Origin of the sequence: unidentified bacterial endosymbiont (genome assembly GCF_918797525.1) — a bacterium.
Classification (GTDB): domain Bacteria; phylum Pseudomonadota; class Gammaproteobacteria; order Enterobacterales; family Enterobacteriaceae; genus Enterobacter.
This window is the reverse complement of record NZ_OU963893.1, coordinates 1,325,010-1,350,999: the sequence shown is the minus strand read 5'-3', so window position 1 is coordinate 1,350,999 and position 25,990 is coordinate 1,325,010. Positions and strand designations below refer to the sequence as shown.

Here is a 25,990-nt window from a genome sequence, read left to right as displayed (position 1 = left end):
AATAAATTGAAAATTATTTATCGATCGCTCACTTTCCAGGCAAATTTCGTTTGCGGCCTTAATTTCGCCTGGTTTTTAAACAAAAACGAGCCACAAGGGGCTCGTTTTTGATGTTTTGTGACTTACTGCACGGCCACAATGCGATTGTCGTTGGCTTCCAGTCGGATAGCTTTGCCCGGAATAAGCTCTCCGGAGAGAATTTGCTGCGCCAGCGGGTTCTCGATCTGCTGCTGAATCGCTCGTTTAAGTGGGCGCGCACCGTAAACCGGATCGTAACCATTCTCGCTCAACAGTTTCAGCGCCTCATCGGAGATGTGAATTTCATATCCACGCTCTTCCAGACGTTTATAAAGACGCTGCAACTGGATTTGTGCAATAGACGCAATGTGTTTCTCACCCAGAGGATGGAAGACCACCACTTCATCAATACGGTTGATAAATTCCGGACGGAAATTTTGGCTGACCACACCCAGCACCAGATCTTTCATATGGCTGTAATCCAGGTCCCCGAAACGTTCCTGAATCAAATCAGAACCCAGGTTCGAGGTCATGATCACTACCGTATTGCGGAAGTCGACCGTTCTTCCCTGCCCGTCTGTCAGACGACCATCATCCAGCACTTGCAGAAGAATGTTGAATACATCCGGGTGAGCTTTTTCCACTTCATCCAGAAGGATGACAGAATAAGGACGACGACGAACCGCTTCCGTCAGGTAGCCCCCCTCTTCATAACCGACATATCCAGGAGGTGCCCCGACAAGGCGCGAAACGGAGTGTTTCTCCATAAATTCGGACATATCGATACGCACCATTGCGTCATCGCTGTCGAACATAAAGTTAGCCAGCGCTTTACACAACTCGGTTTTACCGACACCGGTTGGCCCCAGAAACAGGAACGAACCAATGGGGCGATTGGGATCGGACAGTCCCGCACGGCTACGACGAATGGCGTTGGAGACCGCTTCGACCGCCTCGTTCTGACCAATCACGCGATTATGCAGTTCCTGCTCCATACGCAGCAGTTTTTCGCGCTCGCCTTCCAGCATGCGTGCTACGGGGATACCTGTCCAGCGGGCCAATACCTCAGCGATTTCCGCATCCGTCACTCTGTTACGTAACAGACGCATCGTTTTACCTTCAGACTGCGTTGCGGCCTCAAGCTGTTTTTCCAGCTCAGGAATTTTGCCGTACTGCAGCTCAGACATCCGAGCCAGATCGCCGACGCGACGCGCCTGCTCAATGGCAATTTTTGCCTGCTCCAGTTCAGCTTTAATCGTCTGCGTACCAGAGAGCGACGCTTTCTCCGCTTTCCACTCTTCTTCTAGAACGGAATACTGGCGCTCTTTATCGTCCAGCTCCTCGTTAAGCATATCCAGCCGTTTTTTACTGGCTTCATCAGACTCTTTCTTTAGTGCCTGCTGTTCCAGCTTGAGCTGGATGATACGGCGATCGAGCCTGTCGAGTTCTTCCGGCTTCGAGTCAATCTGCATACGAATGCTGGATGCCGCTTCATCAATCAGGTCAATGGCTTTGTCTGGCAGCTGACGGTCAGCGATATAGCGATGCGACAGCGTAGCCGCAGCAACTATTGCCGGGTCGGTTATCTGCACATGGTGGTGCAGTTCATAACGTTCTTTCAGACCACGCAGGATGGCAATGGTATCTTCAACACTTGGCTCGGCAACAAACACTTTCTGGAAACGACGCTCCAGCGCAGCATCTTTTTCAATATATTGACGATACTCGTCCAGCGTAGTCGCACCCACGCAATGAAGTTCACCACGTGCCAGAGCAGGTTTCAGCATATTCCCGGCATCCATGGCACCGTCTGCTTTACCCGCGCCGACCATAGTGTGCAGTTCGTCGATAAACAGAATGACGTTACCTTCCTGTTTCGCCAGATCGTTAAGCACACCTTTGAGGCGCTCTTCGAACTCACCGCGGTATTTCGCCCCCGCCACCAGCGCGCCCATATCCAGCGCCAGAACGCGGCGACCTTTCAGCCCTTCTGGCACTTCGCCGTTAACAATACGCTGCGCCAGTCCTTCAACGATGGCGGTTTTACCGACACCGGGTTCACCAATCAGTACCGGGTTGTTTTTGGTACGACGCTGCAGCACCTGGATGGTACGCCGAATCTCTTCATCACGGCCGATCACCGGGTCAAGTTTGCCCTGTTCAGCACGCTCGGTCAGATCGACCGTAAATTTCTTCAACGCCTGACGTTGGTCTTCGGCTCCCTGATCGTTCACGCTTTCACCCCCACGCATTTTTTCAATCGCCTGAGTCACATTGGCGGTGGTCGCGCCGGCAGTTTTCAGCAGGTCGGTCAAGGTACCGCGTGATTCAAGCGCCGCCAGAACAAACAGTTCCGACGAAATAAAGTTGTCCCCACGTTTTTGCGCCAGCTTGTCGCAAAGGTTCAGTATACGCACCAAATCCTGAGAAGGCTGTACATCACCCCCGGTACCTTCTACCTGCGGTAAACGGCTTAGCGCCTGCTCGATGGCGGTACGCAACTGGCCAGCATTAATGCCAGCGGACGTTAATAATGGACGTATCGATCCCCCTTCCTGATTCAGCAAGGCGCTCATTAAATGAAGAGGTTCGATGAATTGGTTGTCGTGCCCCAGCGCGAGAGACTGGGCATCGGCGAGAGCAAGCTGGAATTTATTAGTAAGACGATCCAGACGCATAACTCCTCCCATAACAGGTCAAATTTGCTACTGGAGATTAAATGAGGTCATCCCTCAATTATTCAAGGTTAGTGACCTGAATTAAGTGAAAAGAAAACGGCACGTGCCGGATCGTCTTGATTCTTTAGGTTATATCAGCCAAATGAAACTTGCCATACGACCTGTCGTCTTGTCACGGCGATACGAGAAAAAATCGCCCTTTTCACTGAAGGTGCAGCGATCGCCGCCAAAGATCTGCGTCACGCCGACGTGATTTAGCCGCTGGCGGGCGAGTTGATAAATATCGGCCAGATATTTTTCCCCCACGGGCATGAAGGCGTTCGCCGCGTGGGGATCTTTTGCCATAAATGCTTCGCGCACTTCAGGACCCACCTCAAACGCGCGCGGACCAATCGCCGGACCGAGCCAGGCAATGACATTGGCAGGAGAATCCTTGAAGCAAGCGACGGTCTCTTCAAGCACGCCTTCGCAGAGCCCTCTCCAGCCCGCATGCGCGGCAGCTACCTCTGTTCCCGCCTGATTGCAGAACAATACAGGCAGACAATCAGCGGTCATCACGGCACAAACGGTTCCCGGCGTATTACTATAAGAGGCATCGGCACGTTTAGACGCGTAGGGTTCACCCGACAATTTAAGCACCGCTTTACCGTGTACCTGTTCGAGCCATACCGGTTTAGACGGTAACTTCCCCGCTGCAAACAAGCGCGTGCGGTTCTCTTCAACGTTTTTCAGGTTGTCGCCACAGTGCGCGCCAAGATTTAAAGACTCCCACGCGCCCTGGCTCACACCGCCAATACGGGTCGAACTGCAGGCAGCCACTCCCGCAGGCAGTGGCCACTCCGGGACAATCAGTTTGGTCATAACCAGTTCACTTGATCCTTATGCTCTTCAAAATCAGCACGCAGTGCGTCGATAAGTTCCACCATATCCTGTGGGATTGGCGCATGCCATTCCATCTGAATACCGGTAATCGGATGGTAAAGACGCAGCATGGTGGCATGCAGCGCCTGGCGATCGAATTTACGCAGCACGCTGATAAATTCTTCCGAGGCCCCTTTTGGCGGACGCGGACGGCCACCGTATACCTGATCCCCCACCAGCGGATGGGTAATATGTGCCATGTGAACACGGATCTGGTGAGTACGCCCGGTTTCCAGACGCAGACGCAGACGCGTGTGAATACGGAAATGTTCCATGATGCGGTAGTGCGTTACCGCGGGTTTGCCCATTGGGTGTACTGACATATGGGTACGCTTGGTGGGATGGCGACTAATCGGCTCTTCAACCGTACCACCAGAGGTCATATGTCCAATCGCTACCGCTTCATACTCGCGGGTAATTTCGCGCAGCTGCAGTGATTCCACCAGGCGAGTCTGAGCCGGAACAGTCTTCGCGACAACCATCAAACCGGTGGTGTCTTTGTCCAGACGGTGAACGATACCAGCGCGGGGAACGTCAATAATCGGCGGATAATAATGAAGAAGTGCGTTAAGTACCGTACCGTCAGGATTACCCGCGCCCGGATGAACAACAAAGCCACGCGGTTTGTTGATAACCAGAATGTCGTCGTCTTCATAGACGATGTCCAGCGGGATATCCTGTGGCTCAAAGCGGATTTCCTCTTCGATTTCAGCATTGATGGCGACAGCTTCTCCGCCTAACACTTTCTCTTTCGGTTTGTCCCAGATCTTGCCGTTTACCAGCACGCGCTGGTCGAGGATCCACTCTTTTATACGTGAACGCGAATAATCAGGGAACAATTCGGCCAAAGCCTGATCTAAGCGTTGACCTAGCTGATTTTCAAAGACTGTTGCGGTGAGTTCTACTCGTTGTGCCATAAACTGCTTCTTCGTTTAACGTTGGGTTTTACGGCTTCGCCGTTTAATATAGTGTGCTATTGTAGCTGGTCTTAATCGGGAGCAGGAACAGAGTTTCTCCCGGACAAACATTTGAGGAAAGTCAAAACGTCATGACGCGCATGAAATATCTGGTGGCAGCGGCCACGTTGAGCCTGGCTTTGGTGGGCTGCTCCGGTTCTAATGAACAGGTCCCTGACAATCCGCCGAATGAAATCTATGCGACTGCACAACAAAAGTTGCAGGACGGTAACTGGAAACAGGCGATAACGCAACTGGAAGCGTTGGATAATCGTTATCCATTTGGGCCGTATTCCCAGCAGGTACAGTTAGATCTGATCTATGCCTATTATAAAAATGCCGATCTGCCGCTGGCTCAGGCAGCGATCGACCGTTTTATGCGTCTGAACCCAACTCATCCTAACATTGATTACGTGATGTACATGCGCGGTTTAACGAACATGGCGCTGGATGACAGTGCCCTGCAGGGCTTCTTCGGCGTGGATCGCTCCGACCGTGATCCACAACACGCACGCAATGCATTCAACGACTTTTCCAAATTGGTGCGCGGCTACCCGAACAGCCAATACGTGACCGATGCGACCAAACGCCTGGTGTTCCTGAAAGATCGTCTGGCGAAATACGAATATTCAGTTGCTGAATACTATACCCGCCGTGGTGCATGGGTCGCCGTGGTAAACCGTGTAGAAGGTATGCTGCGCGATTATCCCGATACGCAGGCAACACGCGATGGCCTGAAGCTGATGGAAAATGCGTATCGTCAGATGCAAATGACGACCCAGGCTGAAAAAGTGGCGAAAATCATCGCCGCGAACAGCAGTAACACCTGATCCTGATGCTAATACATAACGGCAGTCCATAGACTGCCGTTTTTTTATACATTTTAGTTATACACTGAAGCGCTTTAGCTTCGGCACATCCTATCAACTATGGCCACAAATATTGATGAGGACAAGGTAAAAATTACCTCTTCCCGTGCTTCCTCACAAAAAACATTCCCTGACAAAACCCGACAAAATAACGTGATCTAAATCACACATTTTGACATTGGGTCGGGTATGCTGGAATTACCAAGACGGAAAGACAAGAGGTAAAATTTATGCCAATGAACATTACCAGTAAACAAATGGAAATTACTCCGGCAATTCGCCAGCACGTCGCAGACCGTCTCGCCAAACTGGATAAATGGCAAACACATTTGATTAACCCACATATCATTCTGTCCAAGGAGCCGCAAGGCTTCATCGCTGACGCAACTATCAATACTCCAAACGGCCATCTGGTCGCCAGCGCCAAGCACGAAGATATGTATACTGCTATTAACGATTTGATCAACAAGCTGGAACGGCAGCTCAATAAAGTGCAACACAAAGGTGAAGCCCGTCGCGCCGCAACATCGGTGAAAGACGCCAGCTTCGCGGAAGAAGTTGAAGAAGAGTAATCCTTTAAATTGAGTATACCGCCAACGCGCCTTCGGGCGCGTTTTTTATTGACAGGGTCAAAACAGTACAGGTACTTTAACAATATCAACGACAGGAAAAATTCATGATGCCAGGACCGTTTTTCTTCGCATTCTTTTTTACCTTCCCCTGAACGGGAGGCGTTTCGTCGTGTGATAAAGAATGCGAAGACGAACAACAGGGCCTCCCAAACCGGGGGGCCTTTTTTATTGATAACGATAATATGAGACAAGCAACCCTATGACACCGGAAAACCCGTTACTTGACCTGCGCGTTAAGATCAGCGCCCTGGATGAAAAATTACTGGCCCTGCTGGCAGAACGCCGCTTGCTCGCCGTCGAAGTGGGCAAAGCCAAGCTGGCCTCTCATCGCCAAGTACGCGATATCGATCGCGAACGCGATCTGCTGGAACGTCTGATTCAGTTAGGTAGAGCGCATCACCTGGATGCTCATTACATCACCCGCCTGTTCCAGCTCATCATCGAAGACTCCGTCCTGACCCAGCAGGCGCTACTGCAGCAGCATTTGAATAAAACCAACCCATACTCTGCGCGTATCGCCTTCCTTGGCCCGAAAGGTTCGTACTCTCATCTCGCCGCACGGCAGTACGCAGCCCGTCATTTCGAAGAGTTTATTGAGAGCGGTTGCGCGAAATTTGCCGATATTTTCAACCAGGTTGAAACAGGCCAGGCCGATTACGCCGTGGTGCCGATTGAAAATACCAGCTCAGGGGCCATTAATGACGTATACGATCTGCTGCAGCACACCAGCCTGTCACTGGTTGGCGAAATGACAATTCCTATCGATCACTGCGTGCTGGTGTCTGGTTCAACCGATTTAAGTAAAATCGAGACCGTTTACAGCCACCCACAGCCCTTCCAGCAGTGCAGCCAGTTCCTGAACCGCTATCCGAACTGGAAAATTAAGTACACCGAAAGTACCTCCGCGGCGATGGAAAAAGTGGCTCAGGCAAACACCCCTACCGTTGCCGCACTTGGCAGCGAGGCGGGGGGCGCGCTTTATGGCTTGCAGGTACTGGAACGTAACCTGGCAAACCAGACGCAAAACATCACCCGTTTCGTAGTACTGGCGCGTAAAGCCATTGATGTCTCCGACCAGGTACCCGCCAAAACAACCCTGCTGATGGCCACCGGCCAACAAGCGGGCGCGCTGGTTGAAGCTCTGCTGGTTATGCGTAACCACAACCTGATTATGACCAAACTGGAATCTCGTCCGATCCACGGTAACCCCTGGGAAGAGATGTTCTACCTCGATATTCAGGCCAACCTGGAGTCTGTATCGATGCAGAAAGCCCTGCGCGAACTGGGTAAAATCACCCGTTCTATGAAAGTGCTTGGCTGCTATCCGAGCGAAAACGTCGTCCCGGTCGATCCCGTTTAGCCCTCGATAAAGCGGCTTTTTTTCATCCCTGCCACGCTAACTGGCAGGGTGAAGATGGCACCAGAAAGCGGGTATTGCGCCAGCTCCTCAGCATCCATATTTTCCCGCGTGGTGGTAACAAACAGTGTTTTCATATCGTCACCGCCAAAACAGACCATCGTCGGGCAGCGAACCGGCAGACGATACTCCTCAAGCTGCTCCCCTTGCGGTGAGTACCGTGCAATGCGCCAGCCATCAAACAGCGCGCTCCAGTAGCAGCCTTCTGCATCCATCGCCGCACCGTCAGGTATGCCTTCACCCTCTTTAAAGCGGCGAAATACCTCGCGTTTGCCTGGTTCAGCCTGTTCATCAAGCGGCGTACGGTAGATAACAGCGTTGGGCGTGTCCGAGGTGAACATCCACTGTTGATCGGGGCTAAACGCTAAACCGTTATGCCCGTGGATATCACACTGGATAACTTTCGGTGTCAGATCGTTGTCGATGCGCATCAGCAATGCGCCATTGTAATCCCCCGGCCCCCAGAAAGTACCGGCATAAAAACGCCCCTGAGCATCGGTGCCGCCATCGTTGAAACGCGCGAGCTGCGGGTTTGACGGATTATCACATACCTTACGCTGCAGCAGACCGTGTTTATCGCTAAGCCAGATGCCCGTTCGCATCGCGACGATAAAACCGCCGCTCTCTCGCAGCGCGAAACAGCCTACTTCTTCGTGAAAGGACAATACGGTGTGTTCTGCCGTAGGCAGATGATACCGGTGGATCTCGCCCTGCAGGATGTCTGCCCAGTAGAGTGCATTTTCGTTCACACTCCACGTCGGGCACTCTGGCAGATGTCCCGTATAGTCAAATAACACGCGCAACTGAGTCATGACAAATCCCTAAAAAAGTCAGCGGAGATCCCGCAGGCTTTTTAGTATATACACCAATGCGCTAATGCATTTGAAAAACAATACGATATTTCCCTGAGGGTGTTTCAGCCTGCCAGCAACCATTGTCGCAGGCGATCCTGAAGGCTTATCAGAACGACCAGAACCTAACCATATCATTATTGTTAGTTTATAAACTGGTATCCTTAATAAAATTGCCCTATGCGGTCTTGACTAACCTGGCTTGCGGTAACACTGGCCCCGGAATTTATCCTACTCACATTATTTAATGTATTCGGCCCTGAACGAATAACATTAGGCTGTGTCCCTTAATTATATAGTCGTTGATAAAAGAGCCGGATGCAGCCCAGCTTCACCATCGCCAGATAATTTCTCGCCGTTTTGTCGTAACGCGTCGCTATGCGACGGTATTCTTTCAGGCGACCAAAACATCGCTCAACAACGTTGCGATTGCGGTACGCATTACGATCGAGCTGTGAACGCCCATCCAATGCCATTTTCTCATTTGATTTTCGGGGAATGACTGCTTTTATACCTTTGCTTTTCAGTTCGTTGCGTAACGCATGCCCGGAGTACGCTTTGTCGGCCAGTACCGCATGGCCACGGCGTTTCATGCTGCCGTTCTGGCGCTGAACACCAATACCGTCGAGAAGACGTTGCGCGAACTGGCTTTCGTGAGCCTGTCCGGGACTCAGCACTATGTTTAACGGAAGACCGTTTCCGTCTGTCGCCAGATGGATTTTGGTGCCAAAACCACCGCGAGAGCGACCCAGCCCATTATCTCCGGCGATATCGGGATGTTTTTTTGAGCCCCGGCAGCACATTTCAACGCCCGGATATTGCTGCCATCCAGCGCCGTAGCAGACCAGTCAACAAGATTGCTGGCATCAAGTAGCGAAAGCAACCTGTTGAAAATAATGTTAATAACACCTGATTTTGACCACCGGTTAAAGCGGTTATAAACCGTTTTCCATGGTCCATATCGTTCAGGTAAATCACGCCACGGAGCCCCGGAACACAACACCCAGAACATACCGTTGATAATTTTACGATGCTCAGCCCATGGGCGTCCGGCCCGTGGAGATACGGGTTCAGCAGGCAATAAAGGCTGGATGATAATCCATGCTTCATCAGGAAGGTCGTAGCGAGCCATAGTTCAATATGTTGTGGAAACAGACAGTTACTATAGCTCAAACGATTAAGGGACACAGCCTAATATCACGGGCGATAAAAATATCTTTTTCTGTACCCTCAATAATTTCAACCCTCGCACCGTATGATAAATCGTCCTCAGAAGAACCGCTCGCGAAGATCCCGAGCATTAACCCCCTCTACATATTGTCCGATGGACGCAACTGACCCTATCCCTTGTACTGAAGCTTGAACAATTTTTAAATCACTTGCGACGAGCGTGAAATAGACATTCATGGACTGAGTATTATTGTTGATGCTGGATATCATAACTGTAATTGTCCCGTCTTCGCCGATGATGCCGCTTGTATTAATAGTTGCCCCATTACTGGCATTGAAGCTAACCGTCTGGCCTGAAAAAATATTGCCGTTTGCGTCCATAACTATCGTCAGGTTCGTGTCGGGGATGTGTACATTTCCGACGTGAAGTAAAACCACGATGCCCGGGAAAAAGATATCATACAGACGAGTACAGTTGGCTATGATAATTGACAAACCGCTGCGCATGCGGTATCTGCATCTTTATCCTTTATATCTTTCGTTATGTAAAAGTTGGCAAAGTTATGTCTCTGGCGGAAAATCTTGAGTGAGGGGTGAAGGCACTATTGCAAAAGATGTGAGATGTTAAAATAATCATCCCTTTATGCTGATGAAGAAGTACATGACCTCATTTAAAGGTCGGCATGTACCATGCATAACCTGAATCAAAGTGCAACCGCCGTTAAATATGTGAGGATTATCGGGCTGTGCATTGCTGTACAAGAAAAATATAATCGAAATTTGATAGTATCATCGAGTTAATTATTTGTAAGATATTGAAATAAGCTCTAATCATCAAGCAGATTAGTCGACCCTCGTGCGATAAAACGTGCGAACTGACCAGAGATAATGCGATGACTTTTTCTGAACTCTTACAATCACTTAATGCAGATGCGCATTTTAATATTAACGATGCATTGCAAAGTGGCGGCTGCACTATGCGTTTCGACGATAACATCGATATTACGTTTGAAAATCATGACAGCTATGTGTATCTCTTTTCGCCGGTGATGCAAATTACCCAACCGCTGTCGGATGATTTTTTTGCCTCTCTTTTGCAGATCCATTTATTCGGTATCGCCACGCATCGCTGCTGGTTTGGCTACGACGCTGGCGGCCAGCGAATCATCCTCTTTTGCTTGATGGATTTAGCTCTGTTATCGACCGAAGCCGCCCTTAAGGGCGTTGAAACGCTAGTTGATCAAGCGCAATACTGGAAAGAGAATTTACCCAAAATAGGCCAGGCAGCCCAGCCACCCTTATTGGATACTTCAGCCAGCCAGCATCTTAAAAAGACCTTGAAACCATGAATAATATGGCCATCGCCAAATTTCGCCTTCGAGTCCTCACTTATCACTGTATGGATAGCAATAGCATATTCAATGCCTTAACCAAATGCATCACCTTGGGTTCAATTACACGAGATAAGCTGGCTAAAAATATTATTTCCGATACATTCACGCTGACGCAGCATTATATCATAAATAATAAAAGTTTAGGAAAACGTAGCGCAGAAATTGTTAATCAGGGCAGATCGGCGCTGTTTAATAATACCAAAGAACAGGCCGAAAATGGATTAGGGTCATGGGTTGATCTCATTTTACAATCCAGAGGACAGAGTGGACTGGTACGGAAAATAGCTACCGGTATTACAGACTATATCGGGCCGACAATAATCCAGGATCATAGCGTGGAACGCGTACTGGCCGCATTAACCAAATTTGACGGCGGCGAAAATGTTTTGCGTCTGGCGCTGGACAATGTTTTTACCGGCGTTACCGGCGGTAAAATGATTTCCGCCACATTCATGTCAGCGCTGAAACGCGCCATCCTGGACCGACCTGAATTCCGGCAAAGTTCCCATCTGCATGATATGGCCGCCTGGAAACTGTATCAGGCGTTGGCTCCTGAATCGAGTACATTACCGCCGCCACCAACGGGTTTGCAGACTTTGGACTTTGTGGTAACTCAGGCTCCCAAAATGGTGACTTCCGCATTCCAGCAGATCGATAATATTCAGCAATACTTGCAGTTGCCCTATAGCGAAAAAGATCTGTCAGCCGTGTTCACCGAATGGTGGCCGGACAATCTGGCGGTGGCGGAAGACATCTCACCAAAAGATTTTGCCAGGGTGGTATTGATGGGCCACGCCACCGAACAAAGCGCTATTGTTAATCAAAATATCAATGCATTACCCAAGGGTATCCGCGAAACACTGCAGCAGGATGCCGCCTCCATCGGGTCCTTTTTGACCCGGCTGCCCACTCCGAAAATTAAAGTGGCGCAGAATTGGTCTGGCAACATTGAAGCGGTATCAGTACAGCTTGCGAGTGCACATCCACCGTCGGCGCAATTGCAGAATTATATTGATACCGAATTTCGCGTCCCGGTACACCATCCTCAAGAAGTCAATACCCTGGTAGTGGACAGCGAATTCATCAAATCATTGGATAAAGGCATTAATTTAAAAATAGATAACACCTACCTGAATTACTACACCAGACTCATCAACATGGGTAGTCAATTTCTCGCTCAGGCAAAAACCAGCTGGATGGGTGAAACTGGGCTATCGCCACTAAAACAGCGGCAACTAGAACAATTATCCAGTTTGGTAGACAACAATCCCATGAGTCTGCTGGCATTGAGCCGTTACTTAATTCCTGAAAGCATTAATCCAGGTGTGCAGGAGCAGATTTTCGATCAATTTAAGCACCAACCGCCGGATCTTATCTGTGTGGATAACATATGGATGAAGGTGGGCAAACCAGATATCAGTTTTACGGTGAGTAAGCGTCAGGGTGTAGATATTGCTATTGACTTGAAATGGCCTGTGGTGAAATTTGGCAATGCAGTCGATACCATATCAGCCGCTAACCCGCAGCAAAGCTATTTATCATCTACGATTAACGTCCACATGTTGTTTAATAAAAACGGCCTTGAAAAAGAACGGTTAACTATTTCCGATACCCATCTTCTGTTGCAGGATAGATTAGTCTTCGGTTCACCTCACGAACACGAAATCCCCCCCACTGCGTTCCCTTTGTAGACCCCAGGCAGGTTGCAAAAGTTGTGAGGAGTGTCTCCCACCAGTTAAAGCATCAGCCCCCTTCATTCTCAGAAAACAGTAGGTGTAGCGGCCCGCCATTGAAATTCTTCCGACTCGCAATTAATGCCTGCTTCGAGCCAATTTTCCATCTTTTTGTATGATATTCAGTGCAGCCAGACCGGCCTCATTACATACAACAGGTTATTGGTAACGATTTTCTGACGGCATATAGTGCATATACCCTAAATAATTCGAGTTGCAGGAAGGCAGCAAGAGAGTGAATCCCCGGGAGCGTACATAAGTATGTGACTGGGGTGAACGAGTGCAGCCAACGCACATGCAACTAGAAGTATGGCGGAGTTCACCTTTTACTGAGTTTGTTTTTTTAAGTTGCTAAACGAAGAGTATTTTGATGAACAAGCCCGGTCATGCCCGGGCCTTCTTTATTACTGACGACTGTCATTTGCCAGACGCAGCAGCGTGCGGCTCTCACTCTGAAAACGGGTCGCGTAATCACCGAACCAGTGCTCCACTTTACGGAAGCTGTCGATAAAAGCCTGTTTATCCCCCTGTTCCAGCAAAGTAATTGCCTCGCCAAAACGCTGATAGTAACGCTTAATCAGCGCCAGGTTGTTGCCAGAGGACATGATAATATCAGCATAAAGCTGCGGATCCTGGGCAAACAGACGCCCTACCATCGCCAGCTCCAGGCGATAGATGGGGGAGGAAAGTGCCAGCAACTGTTCAAGCTGAACATTCTCTTCCGCCAGGTGAAGTCCATAGGCAAAGGTTGTAAAATGGCGCAGCGCCTGAATAAACGCCATGTTCTGGTCGTGCTCAACGGCGCTAATGCGGTGTAAACGCGCACCCCAGACCTGAATTTGTTCCAGGAACCACTGGTAGGCTTCAGGCTGGCGGCCATCACAGTATACCACCACCTGCTTAGCCAGGCTGCCGCTGTCCGGACCAAACATCGGGTGCAGGCCCAGCACCGGACCGGCATGGGCTGCCAGCATGGCCTGCAGCGGGCCGTTTTTAACCGACGCCAGATCGACCAGAATGCAATCTTCCGGCAGGGGGGGAAGTGTCCCGATGACCTGCTCCGTGACGTGGATAGGAACGCTGACGATAACCATACCCGCATCTTTCATCCGTTCTGGCGCATGTGCCCAGTCCTCTTTTTCAAGAATGCGCACCTGGTAGCCAGAAAGCGTCAGCATTTTTTCAAACAGACGGCCCATTTGTCCGCCACCGCCTACAATAACCACCGGACGTAGCGACGGGCAAAGCGTTTTAAAGCCTTTGTCGTTCTCGCTGGAATATGATTCTCGCATCACGCGACGCAAAACATCCTCAATTAAATCCGGCGAGACGCCCAGCGACTGCGCTTCATTACGACGTGAAGCCAGCATGGAGGCTTCGCGCTCCGGGACGTAAATCGGCAGGCCGTATTTGCTTTTTACCTCGCCGACCTCGGCTACCAGCGCCATGCGGCGCGCCAGCAAATCCAGCAGCGCCTTATCCACATCATCAATTTGATCGCGTAATACGGTCAATTCAGCAACCATAACTAACCTCTTAAGCCAGACGCGTCGCCAGCTGGCCGTTTAAATCTTTATGGATCTCACGCAGCAGCGCATCGGTGGCTTCCCAACTGATGCAGGCATCGGTCACGGATACACCCGGCTTTATCGCGCTACGCGGTTGTTCCGATGACTGATTGCCTTCATGAATGTTGCTCTCAATCATCAGGCCGATAATAGACCTGTTGCCATCTTTTATCTGTGCCACGACCGATTCCGCAACCGCAGGCTGACGACGGTAATCTTTATTGGAGTTACCATGACTGCAATCTACCATCAGAGCCGGTCGCAGTCCCGCTTGCTGCATCTCTTTTTCACATTGAGCCACATCTGCCGGGCTGTAATTTGGCGCTTTCCCCCCGCGCAGGATCACGTGACCATCCGGGTTGCCCTGCGTTTGCAGCAGGCAAACCTGGCCCGCCTGGTTAATCCCGACAAAGCGGTGCGGCATTGCCGCGGCGCGCATGGCGTTAATCGCCGTTGCCAGGCTCCCGTCGGTACCGTTTTTGAAACCGACCGGCATTGACAGGCCAGACGCCATCTCACGGTGAGTTTGCGATTCAGTGGTACGCGCACCAATCGCAGACCAGCTAAACAGATCGCCCAGGTACTGCGGGCTGTTTGGATCCAGCGCTTCTGTTGCCAGCGGCAGCCCCATGCTCACCAGCTCGACCAGTAGTTGACGCGCAATCTTCAGGCCTGCTTCCACATCAAACGAGCCATCCATATGCGGGTCATTAATCAACCCTTTCCAGCCAACGGTAGTACGTGGCTTTTCAAAATAGACGCGCATCACCAGATAGAGGCTATCGCTGACCTCCTCCGCTAATGTTTTAAACCGACGAGCGTACTCAATAGCCGTTTCAGGATCGTGAATCGAGCAGGGACCACATACCACCAGCAGACGCGGATCGCGACCAGCGATAATATTTGAAATGGTCTGGCGAGAGCGCTCAATTTGAGCCTCCTGCGCAATGCTCAGCGGGAATTCCGCTTTCAGTTGTTCCGGGGTGATCAGAACCTGTTCGTCGGTAATGTGTACGTTGTTCAGCGCGTCTTTTTGCATGATGGCAATCCTGTCTGGCTCGTTTGCGATAGTTGTTTCCTCGATGAGGTAAGATTACGATACCACATTCAGTAAAGATTTCAATCCAAAATACGTACACATTAGTTTACATGTCGCGATTATATGCAAATAAAAGCCGCTTTAATCGTAAACTTAAAATTACACCCTACAGAAATCCTGCCACGCTATGCTGAAGGGAAAAGGGATGGAGGAAAGGTTGAACGCCAGCGCAGCCAGTCAACAATAATGAATACTACCAGGCTGGTCCCCATCACCGGCAGCGCCAGTCCCAGCATTACGCTAACCAGCAGCGTGATTCCCCTTCCCCATCGCGACAAGGCCAGCCAGCTTTGAAAAAGCGTCTGAACGGGGTTTGCTGCAGACTGCGCCGGACGGCGTATCCACCACATCCGGTATCCCCAGACAATCAGCACGCTCAGGGCAACGCCAAACGCGATCAGCAGCAGTTGGTTAACCACGCCAAACAAAATCCCCATATGGAAATCCACGCCCCAGCGGGTCAGCTTTGCCATGAGCGGAAAATCGTCAAAGCGTATGCGGTCCACAATCTGTAAGGCGTGCGGATCAACGGCTACAGTATCAACCTGGGTCGGCCAGCCGCGATCGATTTCCGCTACCGTCCAGGCCTGATTAGCCCTCCTTGCCGGGCGGATCTCAAGTTTGTTCGCATCAATTCCCGCATCACGGGCGGCATGAAACACACCATCAAACAGGCTCAGATCCCGGGTTATTTCCGGCCTCTCCATTGCGCCGTGATGGCTGCGATGTTCTGCGTGCTCATGGGTAATGACTGGCGTACCCGATAGCGTTGTATTCACCTGCGGCGTTAGCCAGTTCATCTCTGCGCGGAGCTTATCAACATTGCCGCCTGCCCATTTTGACCACGTCAGCCCGGTGGCGGAGAACAGCAACATCCCGCCCAGCAGGGTCCAGCCCAGGATGACGTGCAGGCGACGACGATTCTGGAAGCGATTAACGATCCGCCGCTTTGGTCGGGTGGAAAACCACAGGGCTATCCCGCCCAGCGCAGATACCCACATCCAGGATGCCGCCAGCTCGCTATACAGCCGGCCGAAATCGCCCATCATGAGTGAATTATGCAAATAATCGATTTTCTGACGCAGCGGTAAAATCCCGCTGGTGCCATATACCGTCATATCCCCACGCACCTCAAGAGTTAGCGGATCAATGAAGATAGCGCGATGTTCCGATGGCCCAAGTTCCGCATCGGCAAACATCACGCGGGTGGTTTCGCCGTAAGCCAGGCCCGGACGCACGGCATGCAATTGCAACGCCGGGCCAACGATTTTTTCCGCCGCCGCAATTTGTTGCGCCAGCGCCAGTGGTTCGCCGACGGTGTTAGTGTAAAGCGCGTGCCGGTAGAGTGCGCTTTCCAGCTGCGGCGTGGCCACATACAGCGTGCCGGTTAGCGCGGCAAAGAAGATAAACGGGCCGACAAACAGCCCGACATAGAAATGGAGTCGACGCAGCAGGTTTCCCCATGCCGCGCGCGGTGTGCAGGTAGTCATACTTTTCCTTTTAAGGCAAAAAGTGAGCAATTTTGTTTTTAAAGGTAAAAAGCAGATCTCTGCGGTGGCGCGCGGGTATCAGGATAGAGCCAGGGAAAAAAGTGCCAGTGGTTTACCACCTGACGAGGCGGCTTTACGCGAAGCCGTTGCAGCACGACGCTGAGCAGCACGATCAGCGCAAGCATCACACCCGGCATATGCGCTAACAGCACACAGTAGCCACAGGCCGGGGCATGATCGACGGGCCCGGAATGCTGCATATTGCTCTGGTGCTCATCCATCGACATCATGCTCATGTCATGATGCATGCCCGGCATGGCACCCATGGGATCGTTTTGCAGAGAGAGTGAGATAAGCGGCGCGACCACGATCATCAGGATCGCAAACAGCGCGGTCAGTGCCGCTGCGCGTTTCCGGTTATGATGATGCCGTTCGTTATCCACTTATCCTCCACGTAAGAGGTGAGCATTGTAAATGATTTATGAAGAAAGGGTTAATGTGAGCAAGAAAAAGCATGTTTACGCAGTAAAAACTGCGTGACGGACTGGCGCGAGCAGAAGCGCCGCACCCGCGAATTTCTGAAAGGGCTGGAGCTTGAGGACGAAGAGGGGAACCGCATCAGCCTCATCGATGAATATGACGGCTCGGTCGCTAACCAGAGGCGAGACGTAAATTTACCCACGGAGCGATAGTCAGAACAATTGACGAGATCCAATTTTTACCGGAATTACTTTGAGCCGGGGTGAGGTGCTGCACCATATAGCGCACGGAAAAAGTCGCATCAAGTGAAAGTGGTATCGTGGATCTGTTAACGGGGATATTTTCCCAGCCTCGCCTGCGCACGACGAACGTTCAAAAGAGATTTTAGGACGCATTAATTCTTTAGCTCGCAACCGCCTCAACGCGCAATAACATGCTATTTCAAGTACCCAGGAAAACAATCGAAAATTAATTTTACTTCGCAATTTTTCAGATTGCATACACACTGCATATACATACAGAAAATGAATTTTGTGGGGGTTGGATGTTTAGTGTGCAAAGCAGCCGGGCGGAGTTGAAATGGACTTTTGTGCAATTTATTGCGGATGTGGCAATAAATGCAGATTGCCGCCCGGCAGACTTAAAGCTTGCGCTTGCTCTCTTTGCTGAATTAGCGAACGACGAACACAGCAAACGAGAAGAAGATATTTTTTATAATGCTGAATAACTTATGTTTGGACGATGCTGAAATATCACGAGGGTTAAACGAAATTGTTAACGCTGCAATGCGATAATTTTTATCATGTTGCAGGGTTGGGCAACGAGCATAGCGAGGCGGCAGGAGGAAAGTATGGGCGTGAAAGATAGTAATTATCAGGTAGTGAAACGGGGTGAGAGCCTGCCGCGATTCGTCGAGGGTGGCTGGTTTTTTTTCAGAGGCTGAAAGAGTATGGCGGCGGATTTTGGGTCGGTCGAACTTATACGAATGCTTCCATTTCTGGCGTAGAAAGGCCGGTTTCGCTCATTGAGGGCATGCAGTTTATGATTGCAGTCAATTCAGTTGAATCAAGATATATGGAATTTTTAACAGCGGAGGAAGATCCAAATTTAACATTATTCTACCCCCCCAAAAAAACTAAAATTCAAAGAGATAACCTTTTATAACGGGCTATCGATACCATCGATTATATTTTAGATATAAATAAGAAACGACCAAAAACCATATAAAAGTAAGAACGCCAGAATAGTCGGGGATCGAAATAATAAACAAAAAGGCACCTGCCATTATAAGGCGCCACCGATAACCTCTTCATTATTTCCGCCGGATTGAAACTCGTAAATCACTTTCGACACCTGAGGTTCGATAAGGAAATACAGTATCTCCATCTTTTCTTAAAAAAGTATTTGATAATATTCCGAACCCTGAAATTTCAATTTTCTTGCTGCCTATGCCGCAACTTTAGCCTTTGAATAAAATATCGTGAGTTGCACAAACCATGTAGACATTTGATTCACTTTTCGAATAAATGACCCCTGAATATTACCACTACTAATGATCAACCTGGCAATAGCTAACGAAATGGCGAGTTTGCTTGAGCGGTCAACTGCATCATATGCTTTCTCTCTAATTTTCTCCTTTAAGTAAGAAACAAGCATATTACTTTTATTTTCTCCAGGGCGCCTGAAAGCTTTACGAAAGTAAAGTTCGACCATATCAAGCACGACATCATTTCTTTTGTATATCTCTAACAATGACAAATACAAGCGCTTATCTTCGCTCCATTGCTCATAACAGGTGCTTGTGTAGTATTCATTAGTCACGAAGCATGAGCCCTATTTCTGTCTGTTTCTGCTTTCCACTTAAGATAGTTATGTGCCATTTCCATGTGCCTTGTTGTAACATTATTGGCTAATGATTGATCATGGCCGCTCGCAGGGGCAAGGTTGAAGATGAAAAAAAGTCGAAAAATACTCATTTACATTATAGCGGCAATTATTTTTTTCTAATAATTCCTGTAATTATACTAAGGAAGGTTCCTAATGATATTCTTGCCAGGCTTAGCGATTTTACGAGCCTTGGCGGTTTATTCAGTCCCTTCCTGTCATCGATTGTTTTTTTTGCGGTTTCGTCGATATTATTCGGCATTCTGGCCGTGTATGTATGTAGTGGGTAAAATTTATCATGCTATAACGCGTGAGAAGCATTGATAAAAGCGCTTTTATAATACGAGACAAACTGATGATCTCCTCCCCCGCCCACTCGTTAAGCTCCTGAAAGCGCGCCTGTAACGGTATCAGCTCATTGCGCACAAACACCTTTGCCGCCTTCTCAACATCCCCGATTGAGCCCGCATTCTCGGGCCTTGCGCCGCGTCGGTCACATACATGATGTAACTGGCGTGCGCGCCGTTCTGGTAATACTTGCGGCAAAACAGCGTGGCGTGCGCATTCAGCCATGCCAAGTTTAATGCGCTCAGGTATTCCAGCATCCCGTATAGCTCCTGGTTGATATCCGGCTCCAGCAGGTGAAACATCGAGCCCGGTGCAAACTGGTGCTACTTCGTGAAGTTCTGGATATATCAGCAGGTGTCCTGTTCCAGGCCACGCCGGGTGTATTTGGCCGGTGAGGTTTCATATTTTATCGGCTTACTGGTTATGCTCAAGCGCTCCTTAATAAACGCATTCCCGAACACCATGTAATCGAGAGCAAAGCGGCTTAAGTCCTGCCGGGACAGCCGCGGGGGCGGGATGTTAGTCGGCACCAGAATGTTACGCTTCACCTAAATCGGCGAGCTGTTGTATCACCACCTCCACAGGAGATGGTTTAAGATTGACAAAAAAAGGGCCAGCCTTTCGGCCAGCCCTTTTTATCAGGATGTTGCTTAAGCGAATCTTAGTTCAGACGCTCTTTAATACGAGCAGACTTACCAGTGCGCTCACGCAGGTAGTACAGTTTAGCTTTACGTACAGCACCACGACGTTTAACAGCAATGCTGTCAACTACCGGAGAGTGAGTCTGGAAGACACGCTCAACGCCTTCGCCGTTGGAAATTTTACGAACAGTGAATGCAGAGTGCAGACCGCGGTTACGAATAGCGATAACCACGCCCTCGAATGCCTGCAGACGTTTTTTGGAACCTTCAACAACCCATACTTTCACTTCCACGGTGTCACCTGGACGGAAGGAAGGTACGTCCTGCTTCATCTGCTCTTGTTCAATTTGCTTAATGATGTTGCTCATAATTTAATCTCTTATCCTGGGTAAACTGATATTCGGGAGCGTATTACGCTTTCCCATCATGTTCATGCTGCTGGTGCACGTGTTCAGTTTTGAACGCGGCCAACAACTTTGCTTGCTCTTCAGTCAGAGCCAGGTTTTCCAGAAGTTCAGGTCTTCTAAGCCAGGTTCGGCCCAGCGACTGTTTCAAACGCCAGCGACGTATCTCGGCATGGTTTCCGGACAGCAACACTGCCGGGACGTCCATTCCTTCTAACACTTCAGGACGCGTATAGTGTGGGCAGTCCAGCAATCCATCAGCAAATGAATCTTCAATTGCTGATGCTTCATGGCCCAGTACCCCCGGAATAAACCGGGCAACGGAGTCAATCAGCGTCATTGCGGGTAACTCACCACCGCTGAGAACGTAATCGCCGATAGACCATTCTTCGTCAATCTCGGTTTGAATTACGCGCTCATCTATCCCTTCGTAGCGACCACAGACCAGAATCAGCTTTTGATTCGTCGCCAGTTCGCAAACGCCAGCTTGATCAAGCTTGCGTCCCTGAGGTGACAGATAAATCACCTTTGCGCCTTCACCTGCCGCGGCTTTTGCTGTGTGAATGGCGTCCCGTAAGGGTTGCACCATCATTAACATCCCCGGTCCGCCGCCGTAAGGACGATCGTCCACGGTACGGTGCCGGTCATGAGCAAAGTCACGAGGACTCCAGCTCTGGATGTTCAGCAGGCCATTTTTTACTGCCCGGCCAGTTACCCCGTAATCGGTAATCGCGCGGAACATTTCAGGAAACAGGCTAACGATACCTATAAACACAAGCCAATCCCCATAGCGCCGTCTTTTACCGTTTATCCGGAGAATTTAAAAACCAGGATCCCAATCTACTTCAATGGTTTGAGTAGTGAGATCGACATTCTTGATAACCTGTCCATCGAGGAACGGAACCAACCGCTCCTTGATGCCAAATGCATCTTTCAGGTTTGCCTTAATGACGAGAACGTCATTTGACCCGGTTTCCATCATATCAATGACTTTCCCCAGGCTGTAACCTTCAGTAGTAACCACCTGGCAGCCCATCAGGTCTTTCCAGTAGTAGTCGCCCGCTTCCAGCTGTGGCAACTGCGACGAATCCACGATAATTTCACAATTAGTCAGCGCATTCGCGGCATCGCGATCGTCAACACCTTTCAGCTTGATGACGATATCCTGATTGTGGTGACGCCAGCTTTCCAGCTCGACCTCTTCCCACTTACCGGCCTTCTGTATAAACCAGGGCTGATAATTAAAAATGCTTTCAGCCTCTTCAGTGGAGGAAAACACTCTGAGCCAACCACGGATCCCGTAGCAAGAACCCATTTTTCCCAATACGATCGGTTCAACAGGTGCTTTATTGCTCATCATGACCACCGTGACAGATTAAGCTGCTTTGTTTGCTGCTTTGATAAGCGTAGCAACGCGATCGGAAACAGTAGCGCCCTGGCCAACCCAGTGAGCGATACGATCCAGATCCAGGCGAGTTTCTTCTTCTGCGCCAGAGGCCAGTGGGTTGAAGAAACCAACGCGCTCGATGAAGCGACCGTTGCGTGCATTACGGCTGTCAGTCACAACAACCTGGTAGAACGGACGCTTTTTAGCGCCGTGACGAGCTAAACGAATAGTAACCATAACATCCTCTTGTGTGAATAAAACAACCGGGCCCCATCGAGGAACGGAGCCCGGGTGTCATATTAAAAGCCCGAAAATTTTACTGATTTTTGGGGGAAATGCAATCAGCATCTTGATGCTGAGCGCAAAACACGATTTATCTACCAGGGAATCCTGGTGGCATCATGCCCTTCATGCCGCGCATCATCTTCGCCATGCCGCCTTTCTTCATTTTCTTCATCATGCGCTGCATGTCATCGAACTGTTTCAGAAGACGGTTAACGTCCTGCACCTGCATGCCGCAACCAGCGGCAATGCGGCGTTTACGCGAACCTTTGATGATTTCTGGCTTCGCACGCTCCTTCAGCGTCATAGAGTTGATGATCGCCTCCATACGCACCAGCACATTGTCATCCATCTGCGATTTCACGTTGTCAGGAATTTGCCCCATGCCGGGCAGTTTGCCCATCAGGCTTGCCATACCACCCATATTTTTCATCTGACGCAACTGTTCAAGGAAGTCGGTCAAATCGAAACCGTCGCCTTTTTTCAGCTTGCTGGCCAGCTTCTCAGCCTGGGCGCGGTCAACTTTGCTCTCAATATCTTCGATAAGCGAGAGCACATCGCCCATGCCGAGGATACGCGAGGCAATACGATCCGGATGGAATGGCTCCAGCGCATCGGTTTTCTCGCCCACGCCGAGGAATTTGATCGGCTTACCGGTGATATGACGAATAGAAAGGGCCGCACCGCCGCGGGCGTCACCGTCCACTTTGGTCAGCACCACGCCGGTTAACGGCAGGGCTTCGTTGAATGCTTTTGCGGTATTCGCCGCATCCTGACCGGTCATGGCGTCCACAACGAACAGGGTCTCTACCGGGTTGATAGAGGCATGCACCTGCTTGATTTCGTCCATCATCGCTTCGTCGACGTGCAGACGACCGGCGGTATCCACCAGCAGCACATCGTAGAATTTCAGCTTCGCTTCTTTCAGCGCCGCGTTAACGATATCGACAGGCTTTTGAGCCACGTCGGACGGGAAGAAATCTACACCAACCTGTTCCGCCAGCGTTTCCAGCTGTTTGATTGCCGCCGGACGATAGACGTCGGCAGAAACCACCAGCACTTTTTTCTTGTGCTTTTCGGTCAGGAATTTACCCAGCTTACCCACGCTTGTGGTTTTACCCGCACCCTGCAGGCCCGCCATCAGTACAACCGCCGGTGGCTGGGCCGCCAGGTTGAGCACCTGGTTCTCATCGCCCATTGCCGAAACCAGTTCGCTACGGACGATCTTGACGAACTCCTGGCCCGGGGTCAGGCTTTTGTTCACTTCGTGACCAACCGCTTTCTCTTTTACGCGGCTGATAAAATCACGCACGACCGGCAGTGCCACGTCGGCTTCGAGTAGCGCCATGCGAACTTCGCGCAGCGTCTCTTTAACATTTTCTTCAGTGAGGCGTCCGCGGCCGCTGATGTTACGCAGCGTGCGCGACAAACGATCGGTTAAATTATCAAACATTGTCTCTCGCCTGGGGTAAAAACGTTGTGTCGCCATAGCGACACATACACAGAATTTTGCCGGAGTATAACATGAAGGCGCCTTTGTTGTTATGCAACGGTTGGAGCAGGCGTCACGTAACGTTATACTGATTCTCTTTACTTACTTAAGACGACTGTCGACGCCTATATGCCTGTTTTCGCACTGATCGCCCTAGTTGCCTACTCTTTCAGCCTTGCGTTGATCATTCCTGGCCTGTTGCAAAAAAACAGCGGCTGGCGGCGCATGGCGATGCTTTCGGCGGTTATCGCATTGATAAGCCATGCATTTGCGCTAGAATCACGTATTATCCCTGGCGACGGAAGCGTGCAAAATCTGAGCGCACTGAACGTTGGCTCGCTGGTCAGCCTGATGATCTGTACGGTCATGACCATTGTCGCCTCTAAAAATCGTGGCTGGCTGCTGCTGCCGATTATTTACGCCTTCGCGCTGATCAACCTGGCGCTGGCCACCTTCATGCCCAATGAGTTTATTACTCATCTGGAGGCGACGCCGGGCATGCTGGTGCACATCGGCCTGTCGCTGTTCGCTTACGCGACGCTTATCATTGCCGCCCTCTACGCCATGCAGCTCGCATGGATTGACTACCAGCTAAAAAACAAAAAGCTGGCTTTCAACCATGAAATGCCGCCGCTGATGGTCATTGAGCGTAAGATGTTCCACATCACCCAGGTGGGTGTGGTGCTTCTGACATTAACGCTTTGCACTGGCTTGTTTTATATGAAGAACCTGTTCAGCGTGGAGAATATCGATAAAGCGGTCCTCTCTATCATCGCGTGGTTTGTCTATATTGTCCTGTTATGGGGCCATTATCATGAAGGCTGGCGCGGTCGCCGCGTGGTCTGGTTCAACGTGGCGGGTGCGGGCATTCTCACCCTTGCCTATTTTGGCAGCCGCTTCATACAGCAATTTGCCGCCTAAGTAACAAAGGAGTTCCCCCTGGAACACATCTCTACCACCACGCTGATCGTTACGCTGATCGTCATGGTGGTCATCTCCGCCTATTTCTCGGGTTCGGAAACCAGCATGATGACGCTTAACCGCTACCGGTTACGCCATCGAGCGAAACAAGGTAACCGTTCCGCGCGTCGCGTTGAAAAGCTTTTGCGCAAACCGGACCGCCTGATTAGCCTGGTGCTTATCGGCAACAACCTCGTCAATATTCTCGCCTCGGCGCTGGGAACCATTGTCGGGATGCGTCTGTACGGCAACGCTGGCGTTGCAATCGCCACCGGCGTGCTGACGTTTGTGATACTGGTGTTTGCCGAAGTTCTGCCTAAAACCGTTGCCGCGCTTTACCCGGAGAAAGTCGCCTATCCCGTCAGTTTTCTGCTGGTACCGCTGCTTGTACTGATGATGCCGCTGGTCTGGCTGCTAAATGTCGTCACGCGCCTGTTAATGCGCATGGTCGGTATTAAAGCGGATGTGACCATCAGCAGTGCGCTCAGTAAAGATGAACTGCGCACCATCGTCAACGAATCACGCTCGCAGATCTCCCGCCGTAACCAGGACATGCTGTTATCGGTGCTGGATCTGGAAAAGGTCAGCGTGGACGACATTATGGTGCCGCGCAATGAAATCGTCGGCATTGATATCAATGACGACTGGAAGGCTATCGTCCGCCAGCTAACGCACTCTCCGCACGGACGCATTGTGTTGTATCGCGACTCCCTTGACGACGCCATCAGCATGCTGCGCGTGCGTGAAGCCTATCGCCTGATGACCGAGAAAAAGGAGTTCACCAAAGAGGTACTACTGCGCGCCTCCGATGAGATTTACTACGTGCCGGAAGGAACGCCGCTCAGCACACAGCTGGTGAAATTTCAGCGTAATAAAAAGAAAGTCGGCCTGGTGGTGGATGAATACGGCGATATCCAGGGGCTGGTGACGGTGGAAGATATCCTGGAAGAGATTGTCGGTGACTTCACGACATCCATGTCCCCTTCCCTTGCCGAAGAGGTTACGCCACAAAACGACGGTTCAGTACTGATTGACGGTAGCGCGAACATTCGTGAACTCAACAAAGCCTTCAACTGGCATCTGCCGGAAGATGATGCTCGTACTATCAACGGTATGATCCTGGAAGCGCTGGAGGAGATCCCGGCGGTAGGTACGCGGGTACGCATTGAGCAATACGATATTGATATTCTGGACGTGCAGGACAATATGATTAAGCAGGTGAGAGTCCTGCCCGTTACGCCTCTACGCGAAAGTATTGCCGAATAACGTTGTAGGCCGGGTCAGGCGAAACCGCCACCCGGCACTACGAGAGCAGC

25 protein-coding genes, 2 pseudogenes and 1 other annotated feature are annotated in these 25,990 nt (G+C 50.5%); of the genes and pseudogenes, 10 read left to right on the top strand and 17 right to left on the bottom strand.

Annotated features, from left to right (window positions below):
* Window positions 1-122 precede the first annotated feature (122 nt).
* The 3 genes from clpB to rluD form a co-directional block, all read right to left on the bottom strand.
* Window positions 123-2,696: an ATP-dependent chaperone ClpB gene (clpB, locus tag NL510_RS06465; protein ID WP_253382578.1), complete on the bottom strand. Its 2,574-nt coding sequence runs from the start codon at window positions 2,694-2,696 to the stop codon at window positions 123-125.
* 129 nt (window positions 2,697-2,825) lie between these two features.
* On the bottom strand, window positions 2,826-3,557 hold the full coding sequence (yfiH, locus tag NL510_RS06460) for a purine nucleoside phosphorylase YfiH (RefSeq protein WP_253382576.1): 732 nt from the start codon (window positions 3,555-3,557) through the stop codon (window positions 2,826-2,828).
* Window positions 3,554-4,534 (bottom strand): 23S rRNA pseudouridine(1911/1915/1917) synthase RluD, encoded by a 981-nt coding sequence (rluD, locus tag NL510_RS06455; protein WP_253382574.1) that lies wholly within the window; start codon window positions 4,532-4,534, stop codon window positions 3,554-3,556. Before rluD ends, yfiH begins: the two co-directional genes overlap by 4 nt.
* A 131-nt stretch (window positions 4,535-4,665) precedes the next feature.
* On the opposite strand from rluD, the gene bamD reads away from it, so the two are divergent.
* The 4 genes from bamD (at window position 4,666) to pheA (ending at window position 7,434) form a co-directional block, all read left to right on the top strand.
* Complete coding sequence (bamD, locus tag NL510_RS06450; protein ID WP_253382572.1) at window positions 4,666-5,403, top strand: outer membrane protein assembly factor BamD; 738 nt, start codon at window positions 4,666-4,668, stop codon at window positions 5,401-5,403.
* 269 nt (window positions 5,404-5,672) lie between these two features.
* Window positions 5,673-6,014, top strand: coding sequence for a ribosome-associated translation inhibitor RaiA (gene raiA, locus NL510_RS06445; RefSeq protein WP_137903881.1), 342 nt, complete (start codon window positions 5,673-5,675; stop codon window positions 6,012-6,014).
* Window positions 6,015-6,117: 103 nt separating this feature from the next.
* Window positions 6,118-6,243: a sequence feature (Phe leader region), on the top strand.
* Window positions 6,119-6,166: a hypothetical protein gene (locus tag NL510_RS06440; RefSeq protein ID WP_253384780.1), complete on the top strand. Its 48-nt coding sequence runs from the start codon at window positions 6,119-6,121 to the stop codon at window positions 6,164-6,166. It overlaps the preceding feature by 48 nt.
* A gap of 30 nt (window positions 6,244-6,273) precedes the next feature.
* The gene (gene pheA, locus NL510_RS06435) at window positions 6,274-7,434 is read left to right on the top strand and encodes a bifunctional chorismate mutase/prephenate dehydratase (protein ID WP_253382570.1); all 1,161 of its coding nucleotides are present in this window, start codon (window positions 6,274-6,276) and stop codon (window positions 7,432-7,434) included.
* Here pheA and NL510_RS06430 read toward each other — a convergent pair.
* The 3 genes from NL510_RS06430 to NL510_RS06420 all read right to left on the bottom strand — a co-directional run bounded on the left by NL510_RS06430 (window position 7,431) and on the right by NL510_RS06420 (window position 10,019).
* Window positions 7,431-8,303, bottom strand: coding sequence for an SMP-30/gluconolactonase/LRE family protein (locus NL510_RS06430; protein WP_253382567.1), 873 nt, complete (start codon window positions 8,301-8,303; stop codon window positions 7,431-7,433). The two genes, pheA and NL510_RS06430, sit on opposite strands and share 4 nt — an antisense overlap.
* 326 nt (window positions 8,304-8,629) lie before the next feature.
* A protein-coding gene (locus NL510_RS06425; RefSeq protein WP_253376809.1) for an IS5 family transposase occupies window positions 8,630-9,474 on the bottom strand; the annotation gives its coding sequence in 2 pieces (ribosomal slippage) (window positions 8,630-9,129 and window positions 9,129-9,474; 846 coding nt in all).
* A 137-nt stretch (window positions 9,475-9,611) separates the two neighbouring features.
* On the bottom strand, window positions 9,612-10,019 hold the full coding sequence (locus NL510_RS06420; RefSeq protein WP_253382565.1) for an Ig-like domain-containing protein: 408 nt from the start codon (window positions 10,017-10,019) through the stop codon (window positions 9,612-9,614).
* A gap of 386 nt (window positions 10,020-10,405) precedes the next feature.
* On the opposite strand from NL510_RS06420, the gene NL510_RS06415 reads away from it, so the two are divergent.
* Both NL510_RS06415 and NL510_RS06410 read left to right on the top strand, forming a co-directional pair.
* Window positions 10,406-10,861 carry a type III secretion system chaperone gene (locus NL510_RS06415; protein WP_253382563.1) on the top strand — a complete coding sequence of 152 codons (456 nt, stop codon included), beginning with the start codon at window positions 10,406-10,408 and terminating at the stop codon, window positions 10,859-10,861.
* A 5-nt stretch (window positions 10,862-10,866) separates the two neighbouring features.
* Window positions 10,867-12,597, top strand: a complete 1,731-nt coding sequence (locus NL510_RS06410) for a hypothetical protein (protein ID WP_253382561.1) — start codon at window positions 10,867-10,869, stop codon at window positions 12,595-12,597.
* A 446-nt stretch (window positions 12,598-13,043) separates the two neighbouring features.
* Here the strand turns inward: NL510_RS06410 and tyrA are convergent, their stop codons facing one another.
* The 4 genes from tyrA to NL510_RS06390 all read right to left on the bottom strand — a co-directional run bounded on the left by tyrA (window position 13,044) and on the right by NL510_RS06390 (window position 17,239).
* Entirely contained in the window at window positions 13,044-14,165 is a 1,122-nt protein-coding gene (gene tyrA, locus NL510_RS06405) for a bifunctional chorismate mutase/prephenate dehydrogenase (protein ID WP_253382559.1), read from the bottom strand.
* Between the two features lie 10 nt (window positions 14,166-14,175).
* The gene (gene aroF, locus NL510_RS06400) at window positions 14,176-15,246 is read right to left on the bottom strand and encodes a 3-deoxy-7-phosphoheptulonate synthase AroF (RefSeq protein WP_253382557.1); all 1,071 of its coding nucleotides are present in this window, start codon (window positions 15,244-15,246) and stop codon (window positions 14,176-14,178) included.
* Between the two features lie 185 nt (window positions 15,247-15,431).
* Window positions 15,432-16,796: a PepSY-associated TM helix domain-containing protein gene (locus NL510_RS06395; protein ID WP_253382556.1), complete on the bottom strand. Its 1,365-nt coding sequence runs from the start codon at window positions 16,794-16,796 to the stop codon at window positions 15,432-15,434.
* A gap of 38 nt (window positions 16,797-16,834) precedes the next feature.
* Window positions 16,835-17,239: a DUF2946 domain-containing protein gene (locus tag NL510_RS06390; RefSeq protein WP_253382554.1), complete on the bottom strand. Its 405-nt coding sequence runs from the start codon at window positions 17,237-17,239 to the stop codon at window positions 16,835-16,837.
* Between the two features lie 52 nt (window positions 17,240-17,291).
* Here NL510_RS06390 and NL510_RS06385 point away from each other — a divergent pair.
* Window positions 17,292-17,452 (top strand): annotated as a pseudogene (locus NL510_RS06385) (replication endonuclease); the annotation flags it as partial.
* 368 nt (window positions 17,453-17,820) lie between these two features.
* On the top strand, window positions 17,821-18,003 hold the full coding sequence (locus NL510_RS06380) for a hypothetical protein (protein ID WP_253382552.1): 183 nt from the start codon (window positions 17,821-17,823) through the stop codon (window positions 18,001-18,003).
* 719 nt (window positions 18,004-18,722) lie between these two features.
* Here NL510_RS06380 and NL510_RS06370 read toward each other — a convergent pair.
* The 7 genes and pseudogenes from NL510_RS06370 to ffh all read right to left on the bottom strand — a co-directional run bounded on the left by NL510_RS06370 (window position 18,723) and on the right by ffh (window position 23,675).
* Window positions 18,723-19,097, bottom strand: coding sequence for a hypothetical protein (locus tag NL510_RS06370; protein WP_253382550.1), 375 nt, complete (start codon window positions 19,095-19,097; stop codon window positions 18,723-18,725).
* Window positions 19,098-19,514: 417 nt separating this feature from the next.
* Window positions 19,515-20,056, bottom strand: a pseudogene (locus NL510_RS06365) (hypothetical protein); the annotation flags it as partial.
* A 113-nt stretch (window positions 20,057-20,169) separates the two neighbouring features.
* Window positions 20,170-20,517, bottom strand: a complete 348-nt coding sequence (gene rplS, locus NL510_RS06360; protein ID WP_006178051.1) for a 50S ribosomal protein L19 — start codon at window positions 20,515-20,517, stop codon at window positions 20,170-20,172.
* Between the two features lie 43 nt (window positions 20,518-20,560).
* The gene (gene trmD / locus NL510_RS06355) at window positions 20,561-21,328 is read right to left on the bottom strand and encodes a tRNA (guanosine(37)-N1)-methyltransferase TrmD (protein WP_253382548.1); all 768 of its coding nucleotides are present in this window, start codon (window positions 21,326-21,328) and stop codon (window positions 20,561-20,563) included.
* A gap of 45 nt (window positions 21,329-21,373) precedes the next feature.
* Window positions 21,374-21,913: a ribosome maturation factor RimM gene (gene rimM / locus NL510_RS06350; RefSeq protein ID WP_253382546.1), complete on the bottom strand. Its 540-nt coding sequence runs from the start codon at window positions 21,911-21,913 to the stop codon at window positions 21,374-21,376.
* A 15-nt stretch (window positions 21,914-21,928) separates the two neighbouring features.
* Window positions 21,929-22,177, bottom strand: coding sequence for a 30S ribosomal protein S16 (gene rpsP, locus NL510_RS06345; protein ID WP_022649067.1), 249 nt, complete (start codon window positions 22,175-22,177; stop codon window positions 21,929-21,931).
* A gap of 136 nt (window positions 22,178-22,313) precedes the next feature.
* The gene (gene ffh / locus NL510_RS06340; protein ID WP_253382544.1) at window positions 22,314-23,675 is read right to left on the bottom strand and encodes a signal recognition particle protein; all 1,362 of its coding nucleotides are present in this window, start codon (window positions 23,673-23,675) and stop codon (window positions 22,314-22,316) included.
* Window positions 23,676-23,843: 168 nt separating this feature from the next.
* On the opposite strand from ffh, the gene NL510_RS06335 reads away from it, so the two are divergent.
* Together NL510_RS06335 and NL510_RS06330 are read left to right on the top strand one after the other, a co-directional pair.
* Window positions 23,844-24,635: a cytochrome C assembly family protein gene (locus NL510_RS06335; protein ID WP_253382542.1), complete on the top strand. Its 792-nt coding sequence runs from the start codon at window positions 23,844-23,846 to the stop codon at window positions 24,633-24,635.
* A gap of 18 nt (window positions 24,636-24,653) precedes the next feature.
* Window positions 24,654-25,940, top strand: a complete 1,287-nt coding sequence (locus NL510_RS06330; RefSeq protein ID WP_253384778.1) for an HlyC/CorC family transporter — start codon at window positions 24,654-24,656, stop codon at window positions 25,938-25,940.
* Window positions 25,941-25,990 lie beyond the last annotated feature (50 nt).